The sequence below is a fragment of the Mesobacillus zeae genome (assembly GCF_003570705.1).
Taxonomy (GTDB): Bacteria; Bacillota; Bacilli; order Bacillales; family Cytobacillaceae; genus Mesobacillus_C; species Mesobacillus_C zeae.
In genome coordinates, this window is the sequence record NZ_QWVT01000014.1 from 57028 (window position 1) to 77144 (window position 20117).

At 40.8% G+C, this 20117-nt stretch carries 18 protein-coding genes and 3 pseudogenes; 15 read left to right on the top strand and 6 right to left on the bottom strand.

The window, feature by feature from the left end; all coding sequences use genetic code 11:
- The first annotated feature begins 52 nt into the window (after nucleotides 1-52).
- The 4 genes and pseudogenes from D1970_RS07815 (at nucleotide 53) to D1970_RS07830 (ending at nucleotide 3495) form a co-directional block, all read left to right on the top strand.
- Nucleotides 53-973: an alpha/beta hydrolase gene (locus D1970_RS07815; RefSeq protein WP_119112325.1), complete on the top strand. Its 921-nt coding sequence runs from the start codon at nucleotides 53-55 to the stop codon at nucleotides 971-973.
- Between the two features lie 131 nt (nucleotides 974-1104).
- A pseudogene (locus D1970_RS07820) lies at nucleotides 1105-2286 on the top strand (IS256 family transposase).
- Nucleotides 2287-2406: 120 nt separating this feature from the next.
- Complete coding sequence (locus D1970_RS07825) at nucleotides 2407-2889, top strand: hypothetical protein (protein ID WP_119112326.1); 483 nt, start codon at nucleotides 2407-2409, stop codon at nucleotides 2887-2889.
- 120 nt (nucleotides 2890-3009) lie between these two features.
- Entirely contained in the window at nucleotides 3010-3495 is a 486-nt protein-coding gene (locus D1970_RS07830; protein WP_119112327.1) for a DUF6985 domain-containing protein, read from the top strand.
- 313 nt (nucleotides 3496-3808) lie between these two features.
- Here the strand turns inward: D1970_RS07830 and D1970_RS07835 are convergent, their stop codons facing one another.
- Nucleotides 3809-4144 (bottom strand): AbrB/MazE/SpoVT family DNA-binding domain-containing protein, encoded by a 336-nt coding sequence (locus tag D1970_RS07835; RefSeq protein ID WP_246370274.1) that lies wholly within the window; start codon nucleotides 4142-4144, stop codon nucleotides 3809-3811.
- A gap of 941 nt (nucleotides 4145-5085) precedes the next feature.
- On the opposite strand from D1970_RS07835, the gene D1970_RS07845 reads away from it, so the two are divergent.
- Complete coding sequence (locus tag D1970_RS07845; protein WP_182478593.1) at nucleotides 5086-5310, top strand: hypothetical protein; 225 nt, start codon at nucleotides 5086-5088, stop codon at nucleotides 5308-5310.
- A gap of 961 nt (nucleotides 5311-6271) precedes the next feature.
- Here D1970_RS07845 and D1970_RS07855 read toward each other — a convergent pair.
- Entirely contained in the window at nucleotides 6272-6982 is a 711-nt protein-coding gene (locus D1970_RS07855; protein ID WP_119112331.1) for an ArsR/SmtB family transcription factor, read from the bottom strand.
- Between the two features lie 69 nt (nucleotides 6983-7051).
- Between D1970_RS07855 and D1970_RS07860 the strand changes: the two genes are divergently transcribed.
- The gene (locus D1970_RS07860) at nucleotides 7052-7525 is read left to right on the top strand and encodes a DinB family protein (protein ID WP_119112332.1); all 474 of its coding nucleotides are present in this window, start codon (nucleotides 7052-7054) and stop codon (nucleotides 7523-7525) included.
- A gap of 708 nt (nucleotides 7526-8233) precedes the next feature.
- Here D1970_RS07860 and D1970_RS07865 read toward each other — a convergent pair.
- Together D1970_RS07865 and D1970_RS07870 are read right to left on the bottom strand one after the other, a co-directional pair.
- Complete coding sequence (locus D1970_RS07865; protein WP_119112333.1) at nucleotides 8234-9061, bottom strand: hypothetical protein; 828 nt, start codon at nucleotides 9059-9061, stop codon at nucleotides 8234-8236.
- A gap of 3 nt (nucleotides 9062-9064) precedes the next feature.
- Nucleotides 9065-9643 carry a KwaA family protein gene (locus tag D1970_RS07870; RefSeq protein ID WP_119112334.1) on the bottom strand — a complete coding sequence of 193 codons (579 nt, stop codon included), beginning with the start codon at nucleotides 9641-9643 and terminating at the stop codon, nucleotides 9065-9067.
- A 780-nt stretch (nucleotides 9644-10423) separates the two neighbouring features.
- On the opposite strand from D1970_RS07870, the pseudogene rpsI (D1970_RS07875) reads away from it, so the two are divergent.
- Nucleotides 10424-10489 (top strand): annotated as a pseudogene (gene rpsI, locus D1970_RS07875) (30S ribosomal protein S9); the annotation flags it as partial.
- A 146-nt stretch (nucleotides 10490-10635) separates the two neighbouring features.
- Here the strand turns inward: rpsI (D1970_RS07875) and D1970_RS22850 are convergent.
- Nucleotides 10636-10942: pseudogene (locus D1970_RS22850) on the bottom strand (LysR substrate-binding domain-containing protein); the annotation flags it as partial.
- A gap of 114 nt (nucleotides 10943-11056) precedes the next feature.
- Between D1970_RS22850 and D1970_RS22235 the strand changes: the two are divergent.
- Nucleotides 11057-11227, top strand: a complete 171-nt coding sequence (locus tag D1970_RS22235) for a hypothetical protein (RefSeq protein WP_181213433.1) — start codon at nucleotides 11057-11059, stop codon at nucleotides 11225-11227.
- Between the two features lie 696 nt (nucleotides 11228-11923).
- Here the strand turns inward: D1970_RS22235 and D1970_RS07885 are convergent.
- Complete coding sequence (locus D1970_RS07885; protein WP_119112335.1) at nucleotides 11924-12187, bottom strand: hypothetical protein; 264 nt, start codon at nucleotides 12185-12187, stop codon at nucleotides 11924-11926.
- Between D1970_RS07885 and D1970_RS07890 the strand changes: the two genes are divergently transcribed.
- The 7 genes from D1970_RS07890 to D1970_RS07915 all read left to right on the top strand — a co-directional run bounded on the left by D1970_RS07890 (nucleotide 12166) and on the right by D1970_RS07915 (nucleotide 19770).
- Nucleotides 12166-12429 (top strand): hypothetical protein, encoded by a 264-nt coding sequence (locus tag D1970_RS07890; RefSeq protein WP_119112336.1) that lies wholly within the window; start codon nucleotides 12166-12168, stop codon nucleotides 12427-12429. The genes D1970_RS07885 and D1970_RS07890 overlap by 22 nt on opposite strands.
- 303 nt (nucleotides 12430-12732) lie before the next feature.
- The gene (locus D1970_RS07895; RefSeq protein WP_310648614.1) at nucleotides 12733-13002 is read left to right on the top strand and encodes a hypothetical protein; all 270 of its coding nucleotides are present in this window, start codon (nucleotides 12733-12735) and stop codon (nucleotides 13000-13002) included.
- Nucleotides 13003-13160: 158 nt separating this feature from the next.
- On the top strand, nucleotides 13161-15116 hold the full coding sequence (locus tag D1970_RS07900; RefSeq protein ID WP_119112338.1) for a putative thiazole-containing bacteriocin maturation protein: 1956 nt from the start codon (nucleotides 13161-13163) through the stop codon (nucleotides 15114-15116).
- Complete coding sequence (locus D1970_RS07905) at nucleotides 15113-17059, top strand: TOMM precursor leader peptide-binding protein (RefSeq protein WP_119112339.1); 1947 nt, start codon at nucleotides 15113-15115, stop codon at nucleotides 17057-17059. Before D1970_RS07900 ends, D1970_RS07905 begins: the two co-directional genes overlap by 4 nt.
- Before the next feature lie 21 nt (nucleotides 17060-17080).
- Nucleotides 17081-18658 (top strand): SagB family peptide dehydrogenase, encoded by a 1578-nt coding sequence (locus tag D1970_RS07910; RefSeq protein WP_119112340.1) that lies wholly within the window; start codon nucleotides 17081-17083, stop codon nucleotides 18656-18658.
- Nucleotides 18659-18897: 239 nt separating this feature from the next.
- Nucleotides 18898-18963, top strand: coding sequence for a 30S ribosomal protein S9 (rpsI, locus tag D1970_RS23365; RefSeq protein WP_374978545.1), 66 nt, complete (start codon nucleotides 18898-18900; stop codon nucleotides 18961-18963).
- Nucleotides 18964-19452: 489 nt separating this feature from the next.
- Nucleotides 19453-19770, top strand: a complete 318-nt coding sequence (locus D1970_RS07915) for a beta/gamma crystallin domain-containing protein (RefSeq protein WP_119112341.1) — start codon at nucleotides 19453-19455, stop codon at nucleotides 19768-19770.
- Nucleotides 19771-20117: the final 347 nt, after the last annotated feature.

Genomic DNA, 20117 nt, shown 5'->3' on the forward strand with positions numbered 1-20117 from the left:
CTAGCTTGTTCATGTTAAAATATTACTATCAAAAATAGAGGGTGAACCAGAAATGACAAATTTAAACAACCTAGAACCTGGTATTCGAAAATTAGTCACGCAGTTTATCAATAGCAGTAGTCCGTCAGCAAGCAAACAAACAATTCAGGATCGTCGGAAGGGATATCTAAGCTCAATTAATTTAGCTGGTGAAGCCTTGCCGGTATGGGATGTTTTTGAACAAACAATCGATGACTTACGGCTTCGTATATACAAGCCATTGGATCAAGGTAACCTTCCAATTATGATTTATTATCATGGAGGGTGTTTTGTTAGTGGTGACTTCGAAACTCACGATCGCCAGTTGCGACAGATAGCTAACTTGGGAGGCGCTTTAGTTATCGCTGTTGATTATCGGTTAGCTCCAGAGCATGTTTATCCAGCAGCTCATGACGATGCGGTGAAATCCGTTCATGTCGTACGCCAGCATGCTTTATCTTGGGGAGGGAATCCAGACAACATTTCTATTGCTGGCGACAGCGCAGGTGGACATCTTGCTTTAGTAACGTGTTTACGATTAAAAAAACAAGGCCATTTGATGCCTAAACGGCAAATTCTAATTTACCCAATGCTTGATGCAAAGGCATCAAGCGATAGTTATAGAAAATTCGGTGATGATTATGTGATAACAGCCGATGCTTTAGTAAGTGGCTTTGAGGCTTATTTATCAAATTGTCTACCTCCTGAGCACCCAGAAGCAAGTCCGTTATACTCAGACGATCTCGAAGGGCTGCCAGAGACTCACATTTTAACTGCTGAATTTGACCCTCTTGTTGATGAAGGTGAAGATTTTTATCGTCGTTTACTTAATGCAGGGGTAGAGGCACAATGCCAACGGTACCTTGGAGTTACACATGGCTTTTTTCAGTTAGGTGGTATTAGCCTAGCAGGTAGAAAGGCAATTCAAGATGTCGCTACCATATTATCTAATTGAGATTATAAAAAGATTTTATTAGGTGGCGGGAGAGCATAAAATATCTTGTATAAATGAATAAATAGAAAAAGGAAGACCTTTTCTTGTAGAATTAAGTCACCACAACCAATTCAAGAAAAGAGGCCTTCCCTATGACTCAGTTTACAACAGATATAATGCAAGCTCTAGTAAAAAAAAGAAGACATCTCCGAAGTTTTTCGAAAGCATCTTGAAGCGGCAGTAAATACGCTGCTTCAGACGGAACTCGCGGCTTTCCTCGATTATGAGAAACACGACCGCATTGGCTTCAATTCCGGTAATCCCCAAAATGGCGCTTACACGCGCACCCTCCATACGGAGTATGGGGATTTAGAACTTTCCATGCCACGTGACCGGAACGGCGAATTCAACCAACAGACGGTAGCTCCATACAAGCGTCAAGCGATACGCTGGAATCCTTTGTCATTCACATGTTCCAGAAAGGCGTCACGATGTCGGAGATTTCGGATCTCATCGAGAAAATGTACGGCCATCACTACACGCCGTAAACCATTTCCAATATGACCAAAGCGATGAGCGAGCAGGTGGAAGCGTTCAAATCCCGCCCGCTTGCCTCGCGCTATGCCTGCGTCTATTTGGATGCGACCTACATTTCCCTCAAGCGTGACACTGTGTCTAAAGAAGCCGTCTATATTGCGGTGGGCATTCGGGAGGATGGTTCGAAAGAAGTACTGGCTTATACAGTTGCCCCAACGGAATCCGCATTCGTTTGGGAAGAAGTACTCCTGGACTTGAAAGAGCGTGGGGTGGAAGAAGTGCTTCTCTTTATTTCAGACGGCTTAAAAGGGATTACTGACCGCATCTTTGCGGTCTTTCCAGATGCCAAATATCAAGCGTGCTGCGTGCATCTAGCTCGTAACATCTCACACAAAGTCCGTGTTGCCGATCGAGCGGAGATCTGTGACGATTTCAAAACGGTGTACCGGGCAGAAAGCAGAGGATTGGCCAAAGAAGCGCTTAAAACCTTCGTCGATAAATGGAAGGCTGCTTATCCGAGAGTGACGAAATCATTGGAGTCGAATCCCTATGTCCTAACCTTCTACGATTTTCCGAAGTCCATTTGGCGGAGCATCTATTCTACGAATCTCATTGAATCGTTCAACAAGAAAGTGAAGAAGTATAGCAAGCGCAAGGAGCAATTTCCAAACGAGGATTCTTTGGACCGTTTCCTGGTCGCCCAGTTTGAAATCTATAATCAGAATTTCTCTACCCGATGCCATATAGGATTTGATCAGGCTCGCGCAGAGCTGGCAGAGATGTTCAAAGAAGCTTGATGACTGAATACATACAAGAAAAGGATTTATCTATTTACACATAATTCTTGACGCACTCGTTTTTTATTAACTTGTAGCTAAATAATAAAGATTAGACAAAAAGGGGATGAAGTGATAATAATGAAAAGTTTCAAGGTATATGTTTTATCAATTGTTGCGGTTGTTACGTTAGTATTGTCAGGATGTAATGATTCAAGTAATGAGGCACAACAAGGATCAGTGACAAAGAAGGGAGATTTAGAGGATAGTATTCAAACATTGGGCAAGGCTCAAAATATAGAGATGAATTCTATTGAAAATGGCACAACGCTGCGAACTCTTACAAAAAAGGAAGATATTGAAACATTTATAAAGAAGCAACGAATGGACGAATGGAAAAGCATTTCTACATTACCTGAAGGTGTAAAAAAGCAGTATGAATATATCTTTTCTCAGGAGAATACCGTAAAGCTTACTGAAAAGGAAGAGAAGAATCGTTCATTACATAGAGTAGCTCAACTAATTACATACAAAGATGTTCCTTATGTAACACTCAAGGTATCTTTTACCGAATTAAATTTTAGAGTACCCGATGATGCAGAAAAATACTTAAGTCAACATTGACTTCAAACTTTCTTCCATAAACCCTTAGTATATCACGATAGCGACTCCTAACAACAGCAAGGCGGTCCCATACTACTAGTACAATGAAACAAAAACCTATAGAAAGTGAGCTGGTGAGGAATGTTAGAGGAATTTTATCAAGAAGATGATGGAATGAGCGGAACTGTCTATTCTAAATTATTTGATCAAAACTTAGATGTGTGGATTGAAGAAAATGTTAGCAATGAATATGCGATTTCATGTATAGAATCGCTGAATAGTATGAATAGCAGCCTGGTAGATGATATATGTAAAGCAGCGATTGCTTACTGTGAAGATTTCTGTGAAATGGTTGGACAGCAGCCACCGGCGATTGAGCGTATTAGGGATGTGCTTCATTATATTGAATTTGGAACGATGAATATAGAGGAGCCGGAGGACGATAAAATACCTGTTGTCCATTTAGGCGGAGGTTGCGAGTGGGAGCAGGAGCATGGAATAGAACTTATCATCCGAAATGGGGAATTGATTTACTTGGGAGCCTACAATGGCGAATGGGCATGGGGAGAGCCGGATCATTATGAGAGTGACTATAATTATGCCTTTGTCATAAAGCAGAAGAAGTAAAAATAAACCCAAGAAACTCCTTAAGAAAATGAAGTATTCATATGAATTTAAGAAGATTCATTTGAAATTACAAGAATAATATAACCGGAAACTTAAAGTAAACCAGCTTAAACTTTATTGCTGACATTTGTAAAAAAAGAAGCGATCGCATCCGGCCGCTTCTTTTAAGACAAGAATGTATGATGTCCAAGGAGTTCTGCACGGTTTCTCTTGGTGCTTCATCTCGCACTTTGAATAAGGGAGATGACCGGCGGCTTGTTCAGTCCCTGATTGCGGATTGAAACCCGCCCTTTTTTGGGTGGGACAGTTAGACTCAAATCAATTCCTTCCCTATTGGTACACCAAAGTTATAATCCAAGTGCGGATTAGTTTTTCCTTTCACTTGTGCTAATAAATCGTCCAGCGATGGTTTGATTCTGACGGGTTTGATAACCATTTTGTCGTCTAAGAGTTCGAGCTCAATCTGAGAACCGTTTTGCACACCTAGAGCCTTTGCGAATTGACTGGGAATAGGAAGCGCTAAACTATTTCCCCAATTTTGAACTGTGACCATGTGATTCGCCCCTGTTTGGTTCTGTACTTTATTTTTGGTTTCCGTTTTGGTGCTTTCTTGCCTATTAGTGTGATGTTCTTCATCTTTAGGTGTCATTGTATCACCTCGTTTTGTTTACATATATATATCCTATGTTTATCATTTTTTCCTAAATCATGCAAATCCTTTGGGGGATTTGAAGAATTTGATGGTCTTGAAAAAAATGTGCGAGCATTCCCGCCAGGTCTTTCGGTTTTTCGCACGCCGAAAAAGGAGTTCTGGACCGGTGTTAAGCGAGCGCACACCGGTCCGCTTGACCAGACAGGCGTGCGTACAGATATGTTTCTGATGTGCGTACGAACGAAGCGCAAGCTTTGTTCCGGGAGCGCGTGGCTCATTGAATAGACTTTTACCGGAATGGAAGCAACGATAACGATTTAGCGCTGCTGGAGGGAAGGAGCGCATTTTGAAATAGGAATCGACGAATAGGAGATTCCGAATGAGCACCCCAAGCGCAAGCGCAGGGGCAAGGAGAGCGAAGCCGACGCAGTAAGGGGGACGGTCAGCTATGCTGACTGACAAATGAGCGAAGCGATGCTTGTCATACGTCCCCCTTATGCTCTTCCCCCTACCGCATACCGAATCACGCACCGTACACCTGAGCAACCTCACAAACACCGGTGCGACAGGCGGTACGCCATTCCGGGGCGACATCCATACCGAATACGCCGCGTATTCCGCCCTCGATAAACCGCGCCGTATCAACAATCCGCAAATACGTCGACTGTCCGCAAGGCAAACTGGCGTATGACAGCATCGTCGCACGTTTCCGGCCGGTTTCTGCCCCGACAGCGGCAAGCCTTGGGACAGAAATCCGGGCCGAGTTGCGGGGCGGGATTCGGCTCACAGGCGCCCAGGGAGCTGTCACGAAATCAGGTAGGGGGACGCTGTCAAAAAAGAAGATAGAGACGCGGACCGAACGGGGAGCGGATCGTCAGGAGAGGACCTTCAGGAAAGGGATCTGGAGTCCGACAGCGCGGACGACGCGAGGCGGTTGTATGTCAGGAAATCGCTCTCTGTACGTACCGATTGGGACAAGAGGGACGCGGGAAAGAAGGCAGGAAAGACCACCGAGCGGAGGAAGGCTCCGCGCTCTTCGGACGAGGGATTTTCAGGGATGTTCGAGTGGGAAGGAGGGAGCGGTTATACGAGCGGCAGCGAGCGAATCGAGAAAAACCACCGACCGACGCGGGACCCGCTCGAAAAGCCTTGGCTGCTCTTGATTAGAAGGGTTTTTGCGTGACAACGGGGCGGGAAGCCCGGAGCGGTTATACGAGCGGCAGCGAGCGAATCAAGAAAAACCACCGACGGGCGCGGGACCCGCGTCGATGGAACGGGTTGTCATTAAAACGCTGTCAACATAACGTTTTTAGGACTCTGTTGCTCTGCAGCATAACGGTCTGCTGGCAAAAAAAAGAACCTCCAGCCTTCATAGGCTGGAGGTTCAATCGTTTAGGTTGGGTTGTCCGGTTATTTTTCACAAAAAGTAAGTCGGCTTCTCTGCCGTATTGCACACCGTACCGCATACCATACCATATCTCGTACACATAAGATGACGCATGCCGTGTGACATCCAAAACGTTATTTACGATATGTCACATCTCATACGCACGGTCATGCACATGATATATACACCGCATGCACACACCGTCCATTAGCATATGATTTCGCATATATGTCGCACCGAATAACGCACCGCATACGCATGACATATGAGATACCGTGATGAATTCACGCACATCTCACTATATGTGGATAATATGTCGCATACCGTATGAATATCGTAAATGAGGCATACCGAAGGGCGGTGCATAACGATTCTTCGCACGACGTTTCCCACCATATACACCCGTGGTGCCACATGACGTACGTATAGTTATAGGGGGCGACATTACGTGCGGTGTTACTACTGCCACCTGATCCTTGATAGTCTGTGGCAAAGATATCTGGTAACTGAAAAACGGTCGCATCTTTTAAGGTTGGTTGTGATGAATCCATAATTAAAACTAATTCTTTTTCAATAAGGGGTCCTACCAACAAAAAGCGCCCAACATACGCTAAGCAAATAATCACATTATTAAAGCGAATTTTTCCTACTGTAAGGGATAAAAGGTAGCACCCAGAAATTTCGGGGTAAATTCGACAGATAAATAGAAGAGCCCATCATTTGATGGACTGATAGATTTAAACTAATTTATTCTCCTCACCATTAATTTTAATACCAAACTGATCTTGCAATGCTTTTGTACCTTTTTTTGTGAGATGGACTGCTCGATTTTTTTCTGCTTTTTTAATCCATCCTTTGTCAAAAAAGCAAGTAGCTATCGCAGATCCTAACCAACCAGAAATATGATAACGTCTTTCACTCCAATCGAGGCAAGGTTTTGCAAATATCCTCCTTTTTGTATTTGCCTCTTCGATATTGATTCCAAATTGAAAAAACCACTTTTTCCCTTGTTCAGTTACAACGTATTCCCCATCTTTTAAAATTACGAATTCTCTATCAAGTAGTACCTCAGCAACCTTTACACCGAGTTCCCCAGCTAGATGATCGTAACAAGTTCGAGCATGGCGAACTTGTTTTAGGTGATCCGACTGCCGCAATGAGCGAACTTGAACAGGAGGTGCAATTGTTCCCAATTTTTCGAGAACTTCTGCTACCTCTTCATTAGCAAGCCGAAAATAGCGATGTCTACCGTGTTGTTCCGAAATAAGTAGATTACCGTCAACCAATTTAGAGAGATGGGAACTAATTGTTGGATGTGACACTTTTGCCATATAAGCTAACTCGCTAGCCGGTAGCGCTTGCCCATTCATTAAACAATCCAAGATTATTGCTCTTGTTGGTTCACCAATAAGTTTTGCAATATATGAGATATTCGGATATACATTCATATTTCGATGATACCCTAAATGCATTCTTGATACAATTACCTTGAATCTAACACTAAGGGGGAATTAATTATGAATGCAGTTGATCTTACTTTATTGAACTTAAAAGAAACCCGTCGACGCTCTATAAAATTGTGGGAATCACTTCCCGATAACTGGATCACTTGGAGACCCGATAAAGAAGCGTTGTCCTTCGGGGAAATGATCCGTCATGTATGGAGTGCAAGTTTCCATTACCATATGGTCTTAAGAAACAATGGATCTGTTAAAACAGAAACACCTACTCCATACGACCAAGAACCTATCATTTCTATTAAAAAAGAGATAGAACTATCAGAATTATATTTTGAAGATTTTATAGATTATGTTCAATCCCTCTCCATAGAAGAGTTAGAATCAAGAATGATTGACCGAAGTGATGTTGGCTACCAGCGATATTTAGGCGACATGCTTTTACGGATTGCTTACCATGATGCCGTCCATGCAGGTCAATTTTTACAATACTTAAGAATGGTTGGTTTGGAAAGACCCATGATATGGGATTAAAATTGAAAAGCGTCTCAACAAAAATACGCTAAACTAATATGGACAAGCCGATAATTCTAGCCTTAAGGAATTATCGGCTTTATGCTCGTTCAGAAAGTCATCAATTTATGAACACATAGTAATTAAACTAGTTTTTTACCTTTTTACCTTTAATATATGTTCAGAAACTATGTAAACAAATCTATGTTCAGTTATTATCATCCGATTAAGTTCCATTAACTATCTTAAAAGGATAGTTCCCCCCTGTTATTACTGTTGAATGAATAATTCTACACTCGCTATTCGGCATAAGGTGTAGTGCTGCACACGATAGAGATACGCACCGGATACCACATCCGAGACTGTCTGCCGTTTTGATTCCTTACATCACAAACACACACCATCACGACATACGGTGTGTATTTCAAAGTGAACCTCTTATAGGTCTAGCGTAAGTAAAATGAGGATTTACAACGTTAAGGAAATTCCAATAAAAAAACCCAATTTTTCAGCATTAAAATTGAGAAATTAGGCTTTTTTCGTTGCTTCATTAAGCGTGATTGCCTAATAATCTTATCCATTGAACGGTATCCTTGTAATGCACAGTAAAATCTCATGTTATAAATCACAAGGCTTATTCATGCTAAAGACTCGTAACTTGAATAAGCCAGGTAAAGATAGTCTAGCCAGCCTTTACTCATATCTTAATAATTAAAGAACAATTGTCTTTTATAGCTCAACCTTTGATACAGAGTTTGCGACCATTTTTTCTTTGCCAACCGGCGTAGTATAATATCTTTGTTCAATCCCCCATAATAGATGTTTTAATTCATCTTCATTTCTAATTTTAAATTTTGATTCTTCCTCCTCAAAAGGCAAATTTCCACAATAATCTTTAATGTAGGAATAGATTGTTCGCTTTTCTTTGGGAGTAAATTCTTTAAGTGTATCCATTGCAAGTGCTATTCTTTTTCTATTTGCAGTTTTTACTTTTGATGCATCGTATTCTTCTTCAAGCTTTATAAAATCACTTTTTAAAAAGTCCTCTGTCTCTTGTTGTGTTGCCTCCTTGTAAAGATCTATTATGCCCTTGAAAATTGAAGTGAGTCTAGAAATCTTCTTAAAGTAGAGAGTATCGTTAGATTTCAAATAAATAGCGTCGGGATTTTCATTTATAACTATTATAGGTGATTGATCTTCAAGTACTGGTTCACCGGATATTTTAAACCATTTTTTATTGATAATTAGAGATTGAGTTATTTTTTGGAAATAATAAATATTTTCTTGGAAAGAACATAAATAAAGTAAGTTTTTATAATCATCTCTTCCTATTTGGTCGTAATCAGTAGATATAAATTCTCTAATCAAAAAGTCTATACAGTATTCCTCGCTAGAGAAATTAGGTATATGAAACCACTCATCATCTTCTAATTTATAGTCGGAATTAAATATTTTTGCATTATCTAAATCATCTGGTAAATTGAATATAACTTTGTCTGAAATAAGTTTTAATATTTTTCCGTCTTTTCCCTTAGTCTGTGCAACTAAATAATTCATGTTTCATCTCCTTAAATCAATAAATGTAAAATCATTTATTCTTTTTAAATTTGGCAAATTAATATCTTTAGGGTCTTTAAGGGATTTCCTGGTAATTAAAAAGATTTTAGTTCTATTAATGGTAGTTAAATAATAGAACTGGAATCCAAATAATAAAAATAAAGGGTTAAAATAAAGTGTTTGTGAAAAAAAGGTAAATATAAATAAAAGTAAAAAGACAATAATTAAAGTTTCGAAGTAGGGAATACTCAATGCAACAAAAAAGTATCCTAAATAACTAGGTAAAAAAGAATTGTTAGCTTGCTCAACTTCAGCGATTTTTGAAAGTTCTAGTGTTTGTTCTTTTTCAATAACTTTTTTAGATTTTTCTAAACTATCATTAGATAACAAACGTGATAATAATAGGCTTAGATAAGTAAAAAAAACAGGCAAAAGGAAATACAAAATGTATGATATATAGTCAGGTATAAATGACATTATCTGAGGCCATTTAATTGTTTCTTGTTCTTTTATTAAAAAAATAACGATTATTAGGGAGGTTGAATTAAAAGTCAGAAATAATCTATAAAAAAAATTTATCATCAATATTCATTCCTTTTAGGCTAGAAGCCAAGTAATTTTAATATTGAAATAATCATGGTTATAAAACTTAAAGCTAGGTAACTTTTTACCACTAATAAAAGGAATGTAGCAACTACTGCTATACTTCGACAAATATTGTTAATTTCCTCCGATTTATGCGTATAATTATTTTTGACTTGATGTTTTCGCAAAAATGAGTGATGTATGTAATGGTGAAAAATATTGAAGGTGCTTTAATAAAGGCAATAATTCGGTCGAAAGTTAATGATATCAAGGAGCTGAGGAAAACGACGGAAAATGTGAAGAAAAGAGGAGTGCCTTGTTCAAACTATACAGTCATCCGAGAGTAGAATTAAGTGACCACGAGTTTAAAAAATTTTGCATCGACTTTCAGGAGGAGTATTGAATAATAGTATATAAAAAATATCGAAGTGATCAATTAGGAGAATTGGCTGCACTTACTAAACGAAAATTATGGGGCTTGTACAAAATCAAGGAGGGATTTATGGTCTATAAGGAAAAAGGACATACCAAAAAAATATAAATTAGACTATTGAGAGTGAATTTATATCAGATAAAAATTAAAGTTATAAACAGCAGAAATCTGATTAAAAAATTTCCTATAAATAGCCTGCCAGCGTATATATTTTAAATACCTTTTTGAATACCCCTTGAAACCCTTTACATAAAATCGGTTACAATCCCTAGAAAGCCTAAAAGGGAAAAACGTTGATTTAAAGCGGCTTATCAAATTCCGTATAATGGTAAATAAGCCCGCCTTTGAAAGAACGTAAAAAATACGGTCTTAAAGGCGCTCGTCGTGCACCTCAGTTCTCAAAACGTTAATTTTCAACGTTTCAAAGGCTCTCAACCATTTTGGTTGGGGGTCTTTTTTATGCTTGAAAAGTGCTTTTGACCACATATGAACACAATTCAAAGTTCGATGTACTTCTGAAACTTCTCCGCTGTCTTCTCCTTATTTTATTTCTGGAATAGACCATTAAGGCAACATCTACCCGTCCACTTATTAATTTGGTTTTGCCCGCATGTACCGTTGGTTAATATTATTTTGACATGAGGATATTTTAAGGAATATTCCCTTATTGTTGGACCTAATCTAGAGATTGTTAAAGACTCGGGTGCAGCCACTTTTAATACTCCCTTAACTTCGTGGATGCTTTGCATGTTCTTAATCTGTTCATGAGTAGAAATTAAATCTTCAGCTAAAAGTATTAATTCTCTACCTAAATGAGTAAGCTGAAAATTTCTTTTTACATAAGTAAAAATCTCCCCACTGATCGTAGATTTTTTCAGTCAATCTGCTAATCAGGAAAAGGAATCTAGTGAACTGTAAGTAGTCGGTGCTTTTCCATAACATAGATGTACATATGAAATGATAGGGGCGTTTTGATAATGTTGCGATTAAAAGGGATACTTATGATTGTGATCGGTGCTATGTTGTGGGGGATGACTGGTTCAATTACGGAATGGGTATTGGCCAATACGGATTTTGTCGGTACCTTTTATCCTCACGATCCGTTTAATAATAGCAGGGAGCAGTATTTTAGCATTCTTAGCTATTAAAAATGAAGATATAACATCTCAAAGCTTTTCACCACTTCAACTACCAGGAGTAGAAAAGGCAATTGAGTATGCTAAAAAAAAAAACAACCAACTGGGAAAAGATTTTTCCTTGAAACCAAAGTCTTTGAAAGAAAATATCTCTCTGTCGAAACAGGGGAAGATGAAGTTTTGAAAGGTACCCAGACAATCACAAACATTAAACTTACCGATCAGGCTTATGTCGAAGTTGTAACTACAGAAGCTGAGGGAGGGAAGAACCTAACCACAGCAAGTGTTCGATAACTCGATTTCCAAAATGGTTTGCCTAAATTTAATGTTGTAAGCTTCTGGAATGAAGAATTTGAATTTGAAGGTACGAGTGATTTCGAAGGAAAGGATATTAAGCTCGAGATCCAGGATTATACAAAAGGAGAACTTGAATCCAAAGTTGCCGATTGCATTTTTAGTGGTTGGTGTTGTACTTTTGACTTAAAATATTATAACTGGTGTGGCGCTGGTTGCAGTGGCCCTGGACTCCCGATAGATTCACTAGATACTTGTTGCCGTACACACGATTATTGCTATTCAACTTATAAAACATAACCTGGTCGTTGTGCTTGCGATAGAAATCTTATCAAATGTGCTAGTTCCACTAATATACCGGGGAGACTAGAAGTTATCCTGGCCTTTCAATTGAAAATTGCAACATATTGTTTTTTAAGCATCCCAAAATAACCCGAGTATAAAGTAATAATCAAAGAAGAGAATAACCATCACATTCAGCCCTATACTTGCACCCTTCAATTTCCCTTTCCCGAAGAAAGCGATGATTAATCCAATTATCGGAGCAATTGTTGCTGCAATAAAAGGTATTCGACCATCTAGACCTATTTTGGAAAGAGAATTTGCGACCATTAGACAGAAATAAAGAGCAGTATAAAAAAACAAGGTTAAAGAGATTGCAGTTAAAAATTTTCTCAATTTTACAACTCCTTCCTGAAATAAATATATATGATATGTATAATATTCGCCACTCAGAAATTACCAAAAAGCCCATTGCTTTTTTTGACCTTAATTTCTTTTTAATCGGTGCATCTGTCGTATTACTGGCCGTTCTAGAAAAACAGTTGGCCAATCACGGTATCATTGTCCTGGCTGCTGTCGTTTCCGGACTTTTACGCTTTGCTTTCCCTGCCGTTGAGCATACGAATGTCTATAAATAATACACTAGTTTTGATGATTCAGCCGCCAATCCAGGCGGTTTTTTTATTTTTTGTTTTTATTATCATCCTGTTTTCGTTTTGAACGGTTTTTTCCAGTTCCGTTAAATTAGGCTTTTGTATCAGTAACAATACCCATCTATTGTACATAATTTGTTGAGGAGTATTCGAAATATTTGATGTATTCGTCTGGTATACAGTTCTTTTTCGATTTAACTCGGCTGTTCCCGTTTCAAGTTGCTGGTACCCCTAGTTAATTTATTTGAGGAGGAAAAGAAAATGAATGATTTCCAAAGTGAACTTCAAATGTTGAATGTTGGCGATTTCCAAGCGACTCAGGCAGTCCCCTGGGATCAAAATCAGTACTATACCGATCAGGATCGACAAATCGTTGGTTTGGGATTTGGTTTTGGCCGATGCTTTAGTTGTTTTAGCTGTTTTAGATGCTTTAGCTGTTTTAACTGCTTTAGTTGCTCTAACTGCTTCCGTTGCTCTAACTGCTTCCGTTGCTCTAACTGCTTCCGTTGTTCTCATTGCTCAAGTTGCGGTGGTCGTTGCGGCGGTGGCGGCAGCTAAGCCGGTTAATAGTTTAGTTTTCTATTTGAGAAGGTCCCCTGCATTGTTGCAGGGGTCTTTCTCTATAAGAAAAGACATAACGGACAAATTGCTGTACATACGATGGTAGTGGCAGTGATATTGAACATTTATGGTCACAAGGGGTAAGGAGGAGAGAGATGGCAAATTTGAACCTTTCTATGCGTCTGAAAGTGAAAAGGGACACGTTTTATCTCCCTGAACCAAACAGAGGTGTGTATTTTCGAAACAACTTAAGTTCATTCCGTATCGAAGGCAGTGGGATCGATCAGTGGGTTGAAAAGTTGTTACCGATGTTCAATGGGGAGTATACGTTAGGGCATTTGACTAACGGATTGCCTCGTCCATACCAGGATCGGGTATATGAAATTGCAGAAGTGCTGTATGCGAATGGGTATGTTCGAGATTTAAGCCAGGACCTTCCGCATCAATTGTCGGATTATCATCTTAAAAAGCATGCATCTCAAATTGAATTTGTGGACAATTTAGTTGGTTCTGGGGCGGCCCGTTTTCAAGATTTTCGTCAGGCCAAAGTGCTGGCAGTTGGCTCTGGTCCTATTTTAAATTCATTGGTTTCTTCGTTGATTGAATCCGGTTTGACTAAGGTCCAAGTGCTAATCACAGACGAGGTTCCGACCAATAGACAGAGGTTAAAAGAACTCGTGGAATATGCACGAAAAATAGACCCAGAGGTTGACTTAAAGGAGGTTCCGCAAAAGAAGGAGGGTTGGCGAGAAATAGTGAAGCCCTTTGATTCGATTTTGTATGTGAGTCAGGAGGGAGAACTAGAGGAACTTAGACATCTTCATACAGTTTGCAGGGAAGAGAAGAAAATGTTTCTCCCCGCTATATGCCTGCAGCAGGTAGGTTTAGCAGGTCCATTAGTACATCCAGATTCTGAGGTGTGTTGGGAGACAGCATGGCGCCGTTTACACCATTCTGTCTTATTCAAAAATGAGCAATTCCCTGCCTTCTCTGCCACTCCGGGATCGTTGTTAGCCAATATGATCGTATTTGAATTGTTTCAAGAGGTTACAGGAGTCATGGGATTGGAACAGAAGAATAGGATTTTTCTTCTGGATTTGGATACATTGGAGGGAAACTGGCATTCGTTTTTGCCTCATCCACTGGTAACAAGCGGTATATCTGCTGAATGGGTTGAAGATGTCGAAAGCCGGATCCAAATAGGCTTAGAGAAAGTTGAGTCAGGTAAATTACTTCTTTATTTCAACCACTTGACATCAGAGGAATCGGGAATCTTCCATATTTGGGAGGAGGGAGATTTAAAGCAGCTTCCGTTAGCTCAGTGCCGCGTTCAGGCAGTCGACCCGTTGTCGGAGGGACCAGCTGAGTTGATGCAAGACATCGTCTGTTCAGGTTTGACTCATGAGGAGGCACGAAGAGAAGCAGGACTAACTGGGATTGAAACGTATGTGTCGCGAATGGTCAGTTTGATCGTTAATACTCTGCCACTAAATAAAAATGTTGATGGAAGTTTAGTAGTACCTGAGGAAATTGTCGGGGTTGGAGCTGGTGAATCGTTTGTGGAAGGTGTTGGCCGTGGGTTGCAAAAGTGTTTGGCAGAGGAGCTTAACAAGCAACAACTTAATCAGAAGTATTGTGTTTCTCGAGTACAGTTGAGTTTTATAGAAGATGAGAGATGCCGATTCTATTTAGAGGCACTGACTACGATGCAGGGAGCACCAATTATCGGAACAGGAAAGGAAGTATCCGGTTTTCCTGTAGTATGGGTAGGTACGAAAGATGGATGGTATGGCAGTGCAGATTTAAATATAACAATGGCGTTACGGAAGGCATTACAGCAGGCACTTATCAAAGTGCAAAACAAATCGGATTCCTCTAATGAACTAGCCTGTGAGGTAACTTCCGTACTTTTGGAAGAGAAGATGCCGGTTAGTCTTAGCATTCCTGCGTGTGAAGAGAGGATACAAGCGGACATCCTACAGGGAGCCATGGAAATATTGGAACGGAATGGAAAACGGGTCTTAGTATTCGAATTAGGGATTGAACCTGTTTTTAAAGAGCAACTAGACGGAGTGTTTGGTGTTTTGCTGCGAGAGGAGGAATCGCATTGAGTTCCTTCGTGTTGGTTGTCGGAGAAGGGGTGCTGGCGGACCGTGTAAGCGAAGAACTGTCAGCACACCATCTAGTTACTCGTAAGTCCAATTTTGAGGAAGGAGTTCCAAAAAATACTGATTTGGCCCTTTTTTTGGATGATGGTTGGGAACCCTCTGTTCATCAAAAGGCGGAAGAAGTGTTACGAAAGACTGGTACTCCCTGGCTCAGAGGCTTCGTTTCATTTGGAGAAGGTGTAGTTGGTCCGCTCGTACGACCAGGTGCAGCAGGTTGCTCTCAATGTGCAGACATGAGACGTCTCATGGGAGGACGTGACCGCAAAGAGATGTGGGAGGTGCAACAGAGGCTGGCTGTGGCCGGAGGAATGGGAAGTGACCCGTGGGCTTCAAGTACCGGACTTTTGCAAATGGCTTACCTGATTGGGGTTGAGGTACAGAATTTATTACAAGGTGATCAGGCTTATTCAGAAGGTAAGGTATATCTAATTGACTTGAAAACACTGAAGAGCTCATGGCATTCTTTTCTGCCCAACCCGTTGTGTCCGGTCTGCGGTCGATTACCCGACGATTCACAGACATTAGCCCGAATTTCACTGCAGCCAAGTCCAAAAATCAGTTCCAGCAGTTTCCGCTGCCGTCCGTTGGATGAGATGAAAAAAGTTATTGTTAAAGACTATCTGGATAATCGTACTGGCCTTTTGAATAGTAAAATGTATGACCTAGTGCCTCCATTTGCTGATGCGAGTGTCAATCTGCCTATGTTTGCCGGGGACGAGGGAACAGCTGGCCGGACTCATTCATACGCAGAAAGCGTGTTGACAGCCATTTTAGAGGGATTGGAGCGGCACTGCGGTTTAGAGCCACGTGGCAAACGGACAGTAATCCATGATAGTTTTCGTAACCTGGAAAATCAAGCGCTCAATCCATTGAAAGTAGGCGTACACGCAAAGGAACAATATGCTCAGCCTGGTTTTCCATTTAAATCGTTTGATCCTGACCGTTCTATTAATTGGGTATGGGGTTATTCGTTGTTAGAAGAGAGTCCAATTCTGGTTCCAGAGCGCCTTGCCTATTACAGTGTTGGATGTGGGTCACAAGGTTTTATCTATGAAACCTCCAATGGATGTGCGCTAGGAGGAAGTTTAGAGGAGGCCATTTTCTACGGAATTATGGAAGTGGTCGAGCGTGATTCATTCCTGATGACTTGGTACGCGAAGCTGAACCTTCCGCGACTGGATCCTTTTACAGCTGACGACCAGGAGTTGGAATTAATGGTCGAACGGATGCGAGCGGTCGCTGGGTATGATTTGTATTTGTATAACTCCACAATGGAACACGGTATTCCAAGTATTTGGGCAATGGCTAAAAACAGAAAGGAAAAGGGATTGAATCTCATCTGTGCGGCCGGAGCTCATCTGGATCCGGTACGGGCGGTGAAAAGCGCGGTTCACGAGCTTGCTGGCATGATGCTGAACCTTGATGAAAAATTTGAGGCAAACCAGGAGGAGTATGAAAGAATGCTGCATGACTCTTCCCTGGTGCGGCAGATGGATGACCACGGCATGCTGTACGGTTTGCCGCAAGCAGAAGAGCGCTTAAGCTTTTTGCTTGACGACAAGGGCCCAATGCGAACTTTTAAGGAGGAGTTTAAGTGGAAGTCGAATCATACGGATCTTACCGATGATTTGCAAGACATCCTTCAGGTGTTCCGTCAGTTAAACCTTGATGTAATTATAGTAGACCAGACGACACCGGAAACGATACGAAACGGATTGTATTGCGTAAAAGTACTGATTCCGGGGATGCTGCCGATGACATTCGGGCATCACCTTACCCGCCTGACAGGGCTTGAGAGGGTACTCCGAGTCCCTATGGAGCTTGGGTATACGAATAAACCATTGACACCAGAACAACTCAATCCACATCCGCATCCGTTTCCTTAAGCAGTGATTAGGAGGTAGAGGATGAGTCTGGAAGAATTTCTGCACAATCTGCATTTTGATATTGATAAGGCAAATCAGCCGAACTGGGAAGCGGATTGGGAGGATGCACCGCTTGCATATAAACTCTACCGTGGATTACCGGTTGTTCCATTGTCCACGGAAGTACCGCTGACGCTTACTGGAGGAGAACCTCCCGCAAGACTGGACCTTAATAGAGTCGGTCATTTTCTCTGGTATGTATTCGGTTTTACTCAATTGAGCCAATCAGTCTTTCCAATGGATTCCACAGAGCAAGATTCCTACCCTTTGCAGTCGTATCGGCGGTTTGCTCCTTCTGGTGGAGCGTTGTACCCTAACGAATTGTACGTGTATTTGAAGGTAGAGGGACTCCCTGATGGAGTCTACCATTATGATGTAGCACACCATAGCCTGGTATTGCTGCGGGAAGGGAATTTCGATTCCTATTTAGCCAGGGCTCTGGGCAATCGGTGTGACATCTCCTCGTGTTTTGGTATTGTCTTTGTGTCGACAATGTTCTGGAAAAATTTCTTTAAATACAACAACTTTGCGTACCGACTCCAAGGGTTGGATGCTGGTGTGCTAATTGGACAGTTAATGGAGGTAGCGAAACGGTTTGGCTTCGCCTCAGGGGTGTACTTTCAATTTCTTGATACCGCAATCAATCATCTGCTTGGACTATCCGAACAGGAGGAGAGCGTATATAGTGTAATCCCACTATCGGTGGAAGCCACCATCTGGTCTACTAACGGAAGGGACCTATACGAAAATGTTATATCGGAGGAATTGAGACAAGAGCTGCCAGCGATTCAACCAGAACATTTCGAGCGGTCACTTAGTGTCAAAGAATATCCGATGATAACTGCGATGAACGAAGCTTCTAAGCTGGATTCCACATGGTCATTTCGGGTGATCAAGGGGAGGGGAATTGCGGAACGTGTGGATCCCGCGGTGGCATTGCCTCATATAGAGCCCCTGTCGTATGATCTGGCCGAGGCCTGCGGAAACCGGTTTTCTCCCGACATGGATTTCGTTTTGGGGATGGTGAGTCAACAACAACTGGCCACCCTTCTCCTAGAAGCAATGGCTTCTTTTTCATACCGAAATGATTTGGATGAAGTATATAGGAGTAACGTCCCTCGTGTAACAATTTACAGCTGTTTATATAATGTTGAAGGTATTTCTAATGGGGCGTACTATTATGACAGCACAGAACACACGTTAAGAGAAATATGCCCAGGAGACCATCGACTCCATTTGCAGACTGGAATGTCTCTGGATAATGTGAATTTGCTCCAGGTACCACTTTGTCTGCATGTGGCTGGTGACAAGGAATTCTATAAAACAGAACTAGGATACAGGGGCTACCGAATCCAACAGATGGAAGCAGGCATGCTCGTGCAACGATTGCTTTTGGCTGCATCAGCTCTCGGGATGGGAGGGCACCCGCTTCTTGGATTTGACGCGAATTTGAGTGATGAACTCTATAAAATGGATCAACAAGTAAAGACCAGCCTAATCCAAATCCCAATTGGTCCCTATCGCCCTCGTCCTTGGCTGAGGGGAAGTTTGCACAGCTAATTAAGGTATATGGCAATATGTACTTAGTTATAGGTTAGGAAAAACTACTCTGATTGTCATTCCATTAAAGTGTCCATATACTCAACATAAGATGAAATGACATCCATAATTAAAACAGCACTCCACCCTCTATATTTACCGATATTTTTTCTGCTTTTCATTAAATCGAAAAAAAAGCCTGATAAATCAGGCTTTCAGTAAAACATTTTATTTCCGGTTTTTTCATATTTAATTTATAAATAAAAGAACGTAAAAAATACGGTCTTAAAGGCTCTCGTCGTGCACCTCAGTTCTCAAAACGTTAATATCAACATCAAAATACCCGCAAGCCTTTTGGCTTACGGGTATTTTTTATTTATTAAGAATTCCTGCAATAGTCCCGACCTCAAATTTTTGTACCCGAAAGCCGCCCACCTTCGAGTGATTTTCTTCCACTCCCACTTTATTGGCGAAGTTGAATTTTAAATGAAACCCCAATGTATCGAGGATTAAACCTTCTCTATAAAAGCCTGAAAACAAAGTGGCATCAATCAAAATACAAATGAATAAGCACAAAAGTATTTTCTTAATCTACATCAATGAAAAGGACCCACAGCTATTTTGGCTTTCGATCTTAGGAAACACTTCCCAACTCTACAATATTCATAGACAGGGGTGGAATGACAAACTCTCCTCAATCAAAACTTATCGACTGTGCTAACAGTAACTGGATGGAAGTGTATGTAATTTTCCATATAGATGGTCAGATCGATTATAAGCGTGTATAGAAAGAAAATGTATTGGAGGTATGTTTGATGATTTATAACCATCTTGGTTATGATTTAGACGTTCGTGCTTCTGTTAATACCTTTTATGAGCATATCAATGGAGATGGACATAAATACACATTGCTCTCAGGCGAATCCCAGGAATACGTGGGAGATTGGTGGAATGACAGAATTTCTTCTGTTCGAGTAGGACCGAAGACTTTGGTTATTTTATTTGAACACAGAGGCTTCAAAGGCCGTATCAAGTATCTTGAAAACTTAGGAGACACTCCCCAACTCTTCAACATTCATCAAGGATGGTCGAATGATAAAATTTCATCAATTGTAACTTATCGACTTTGCTAACGAATTGTGCAATTTAGTATAGTCAAAATTGAAGAAAGTATGGTTGGAATAAAGCAGTTGTTATTTTTTTATATCTAGGTTGTCCAAATGGAATAACGGATGTTATACCTTTAGAATCTTAGGGCAAAACAAAATAGGAGTAAGAGTGAGACAACAACCAAGTCTCACTCTTACTCCTATTTTAGTGTCCACATGTAGAGCAATAAAGAAAAGCAACATTTTAGTCTCCTCACTTTTATCCCAATGAGTAACGTTGCTTTCCTCATCAGTTATTCAACCATATTAAACCTGACGAAAGCGGGATTTTTAAAAAGGGAAAAATATAACATCTAGTACCTTGCATAGAA

Bases quoted from the DNA above. Each gene is read 5' to 3' on its own strand.
- D1970_RS07845 (WP_182478593.1), top strand. From the start codon at position 5,086: ATGTCAGGAAATCGCTCTCTGTACGTACCGATTGGGACAAGAGGGACG.
- D1970_RS07870 (WP_119112334.1), bottom strand. From the start codon at position 9,643: ATGATAAATTTTTTTTATAGATTATTTCTGACTTTTAATTCAACCTCC.
- D1970_RS07865 (WP_119112333.1), bottom strand. From the start codon at position 9,061: ATGAATTATTTAGTTGCACAGACTAAGGGAAAAGACGGAAAAATATTA.
- D1970_RS07900 (WP_119112338.1), top strand. From the start codon at position 13,161: ATGGCAAATTTGAACCTTTCTATGCGTCTGAAAGTGAAAAGGGACACG.
- D1970_RS22235 (WP_181213433.1), top strand. From the start codon at position 11,057: ATGTTGCGATTAAAAGGGATACTTATGATTGTGATCGGTGCTATGTTG.
- D1970_RS07895 (WP_310648614.1), top strand. From the start codon at position 12,733: ATGTTGAATGTTGGCGATTTCCAAGCGACTCAGGCAGTCCCCTGGGAT.
- D1970_RS07825 (WP_119112326.1), top strand. From the start codon at position 2,407: ATGAAAAGTTTCAAGGTATATGTTTTATCAATTGTTGCGGTTGTTACG.
- D1970_RS07855 (WP_119112331.1), bottom strand. From the start codon at position 6,982: ATGAATGTATATCCGAATATCTCATATATTGCAAAACTTATTGGTGAA.
- D1970_RS07835 (WP_246370274.1), bottom strand. From the start codon at position 4,144: ATGACACCTAAAGATGAAGAACATCACACTAATAGGCAAGAAAGCACC.
- D1970_RS07910 (WP_119112340.1), top strand. From the start codon at position 17,081: ATGAGTCTGGAAGAATTTCTGCACAATCTGCATTTTGATATTGATAAG.
- D1970_RS07915 (WP_119112341.1), top strand. From the start codon at position 19,453: ATGATTTATAACCATCTTGGTTATGATTTAGACGTTCGTGCTTCTGTT.
- D1970_RS07860 (WP_119112332.1), top strand. From the start codon at position 7,052: ATGAATGCAGTTGATCTTACTTTATTGAACTTAAAAGAAACCCGTCGA.
- D1970_RS07830 (WP_119112327.1), top strand. From the start codon at position 3,010: ATGTTAGAGGAATTTTATCAAGAAGATGATGGAATGAGCGGAACTGTC.
- D1970_RS07815 (WP_119112325.1), top strand. From the start codon at position 53: ATGACAAATTTAAACAACCTAGAACCTGGTATTCGAAAATTAGTCACG.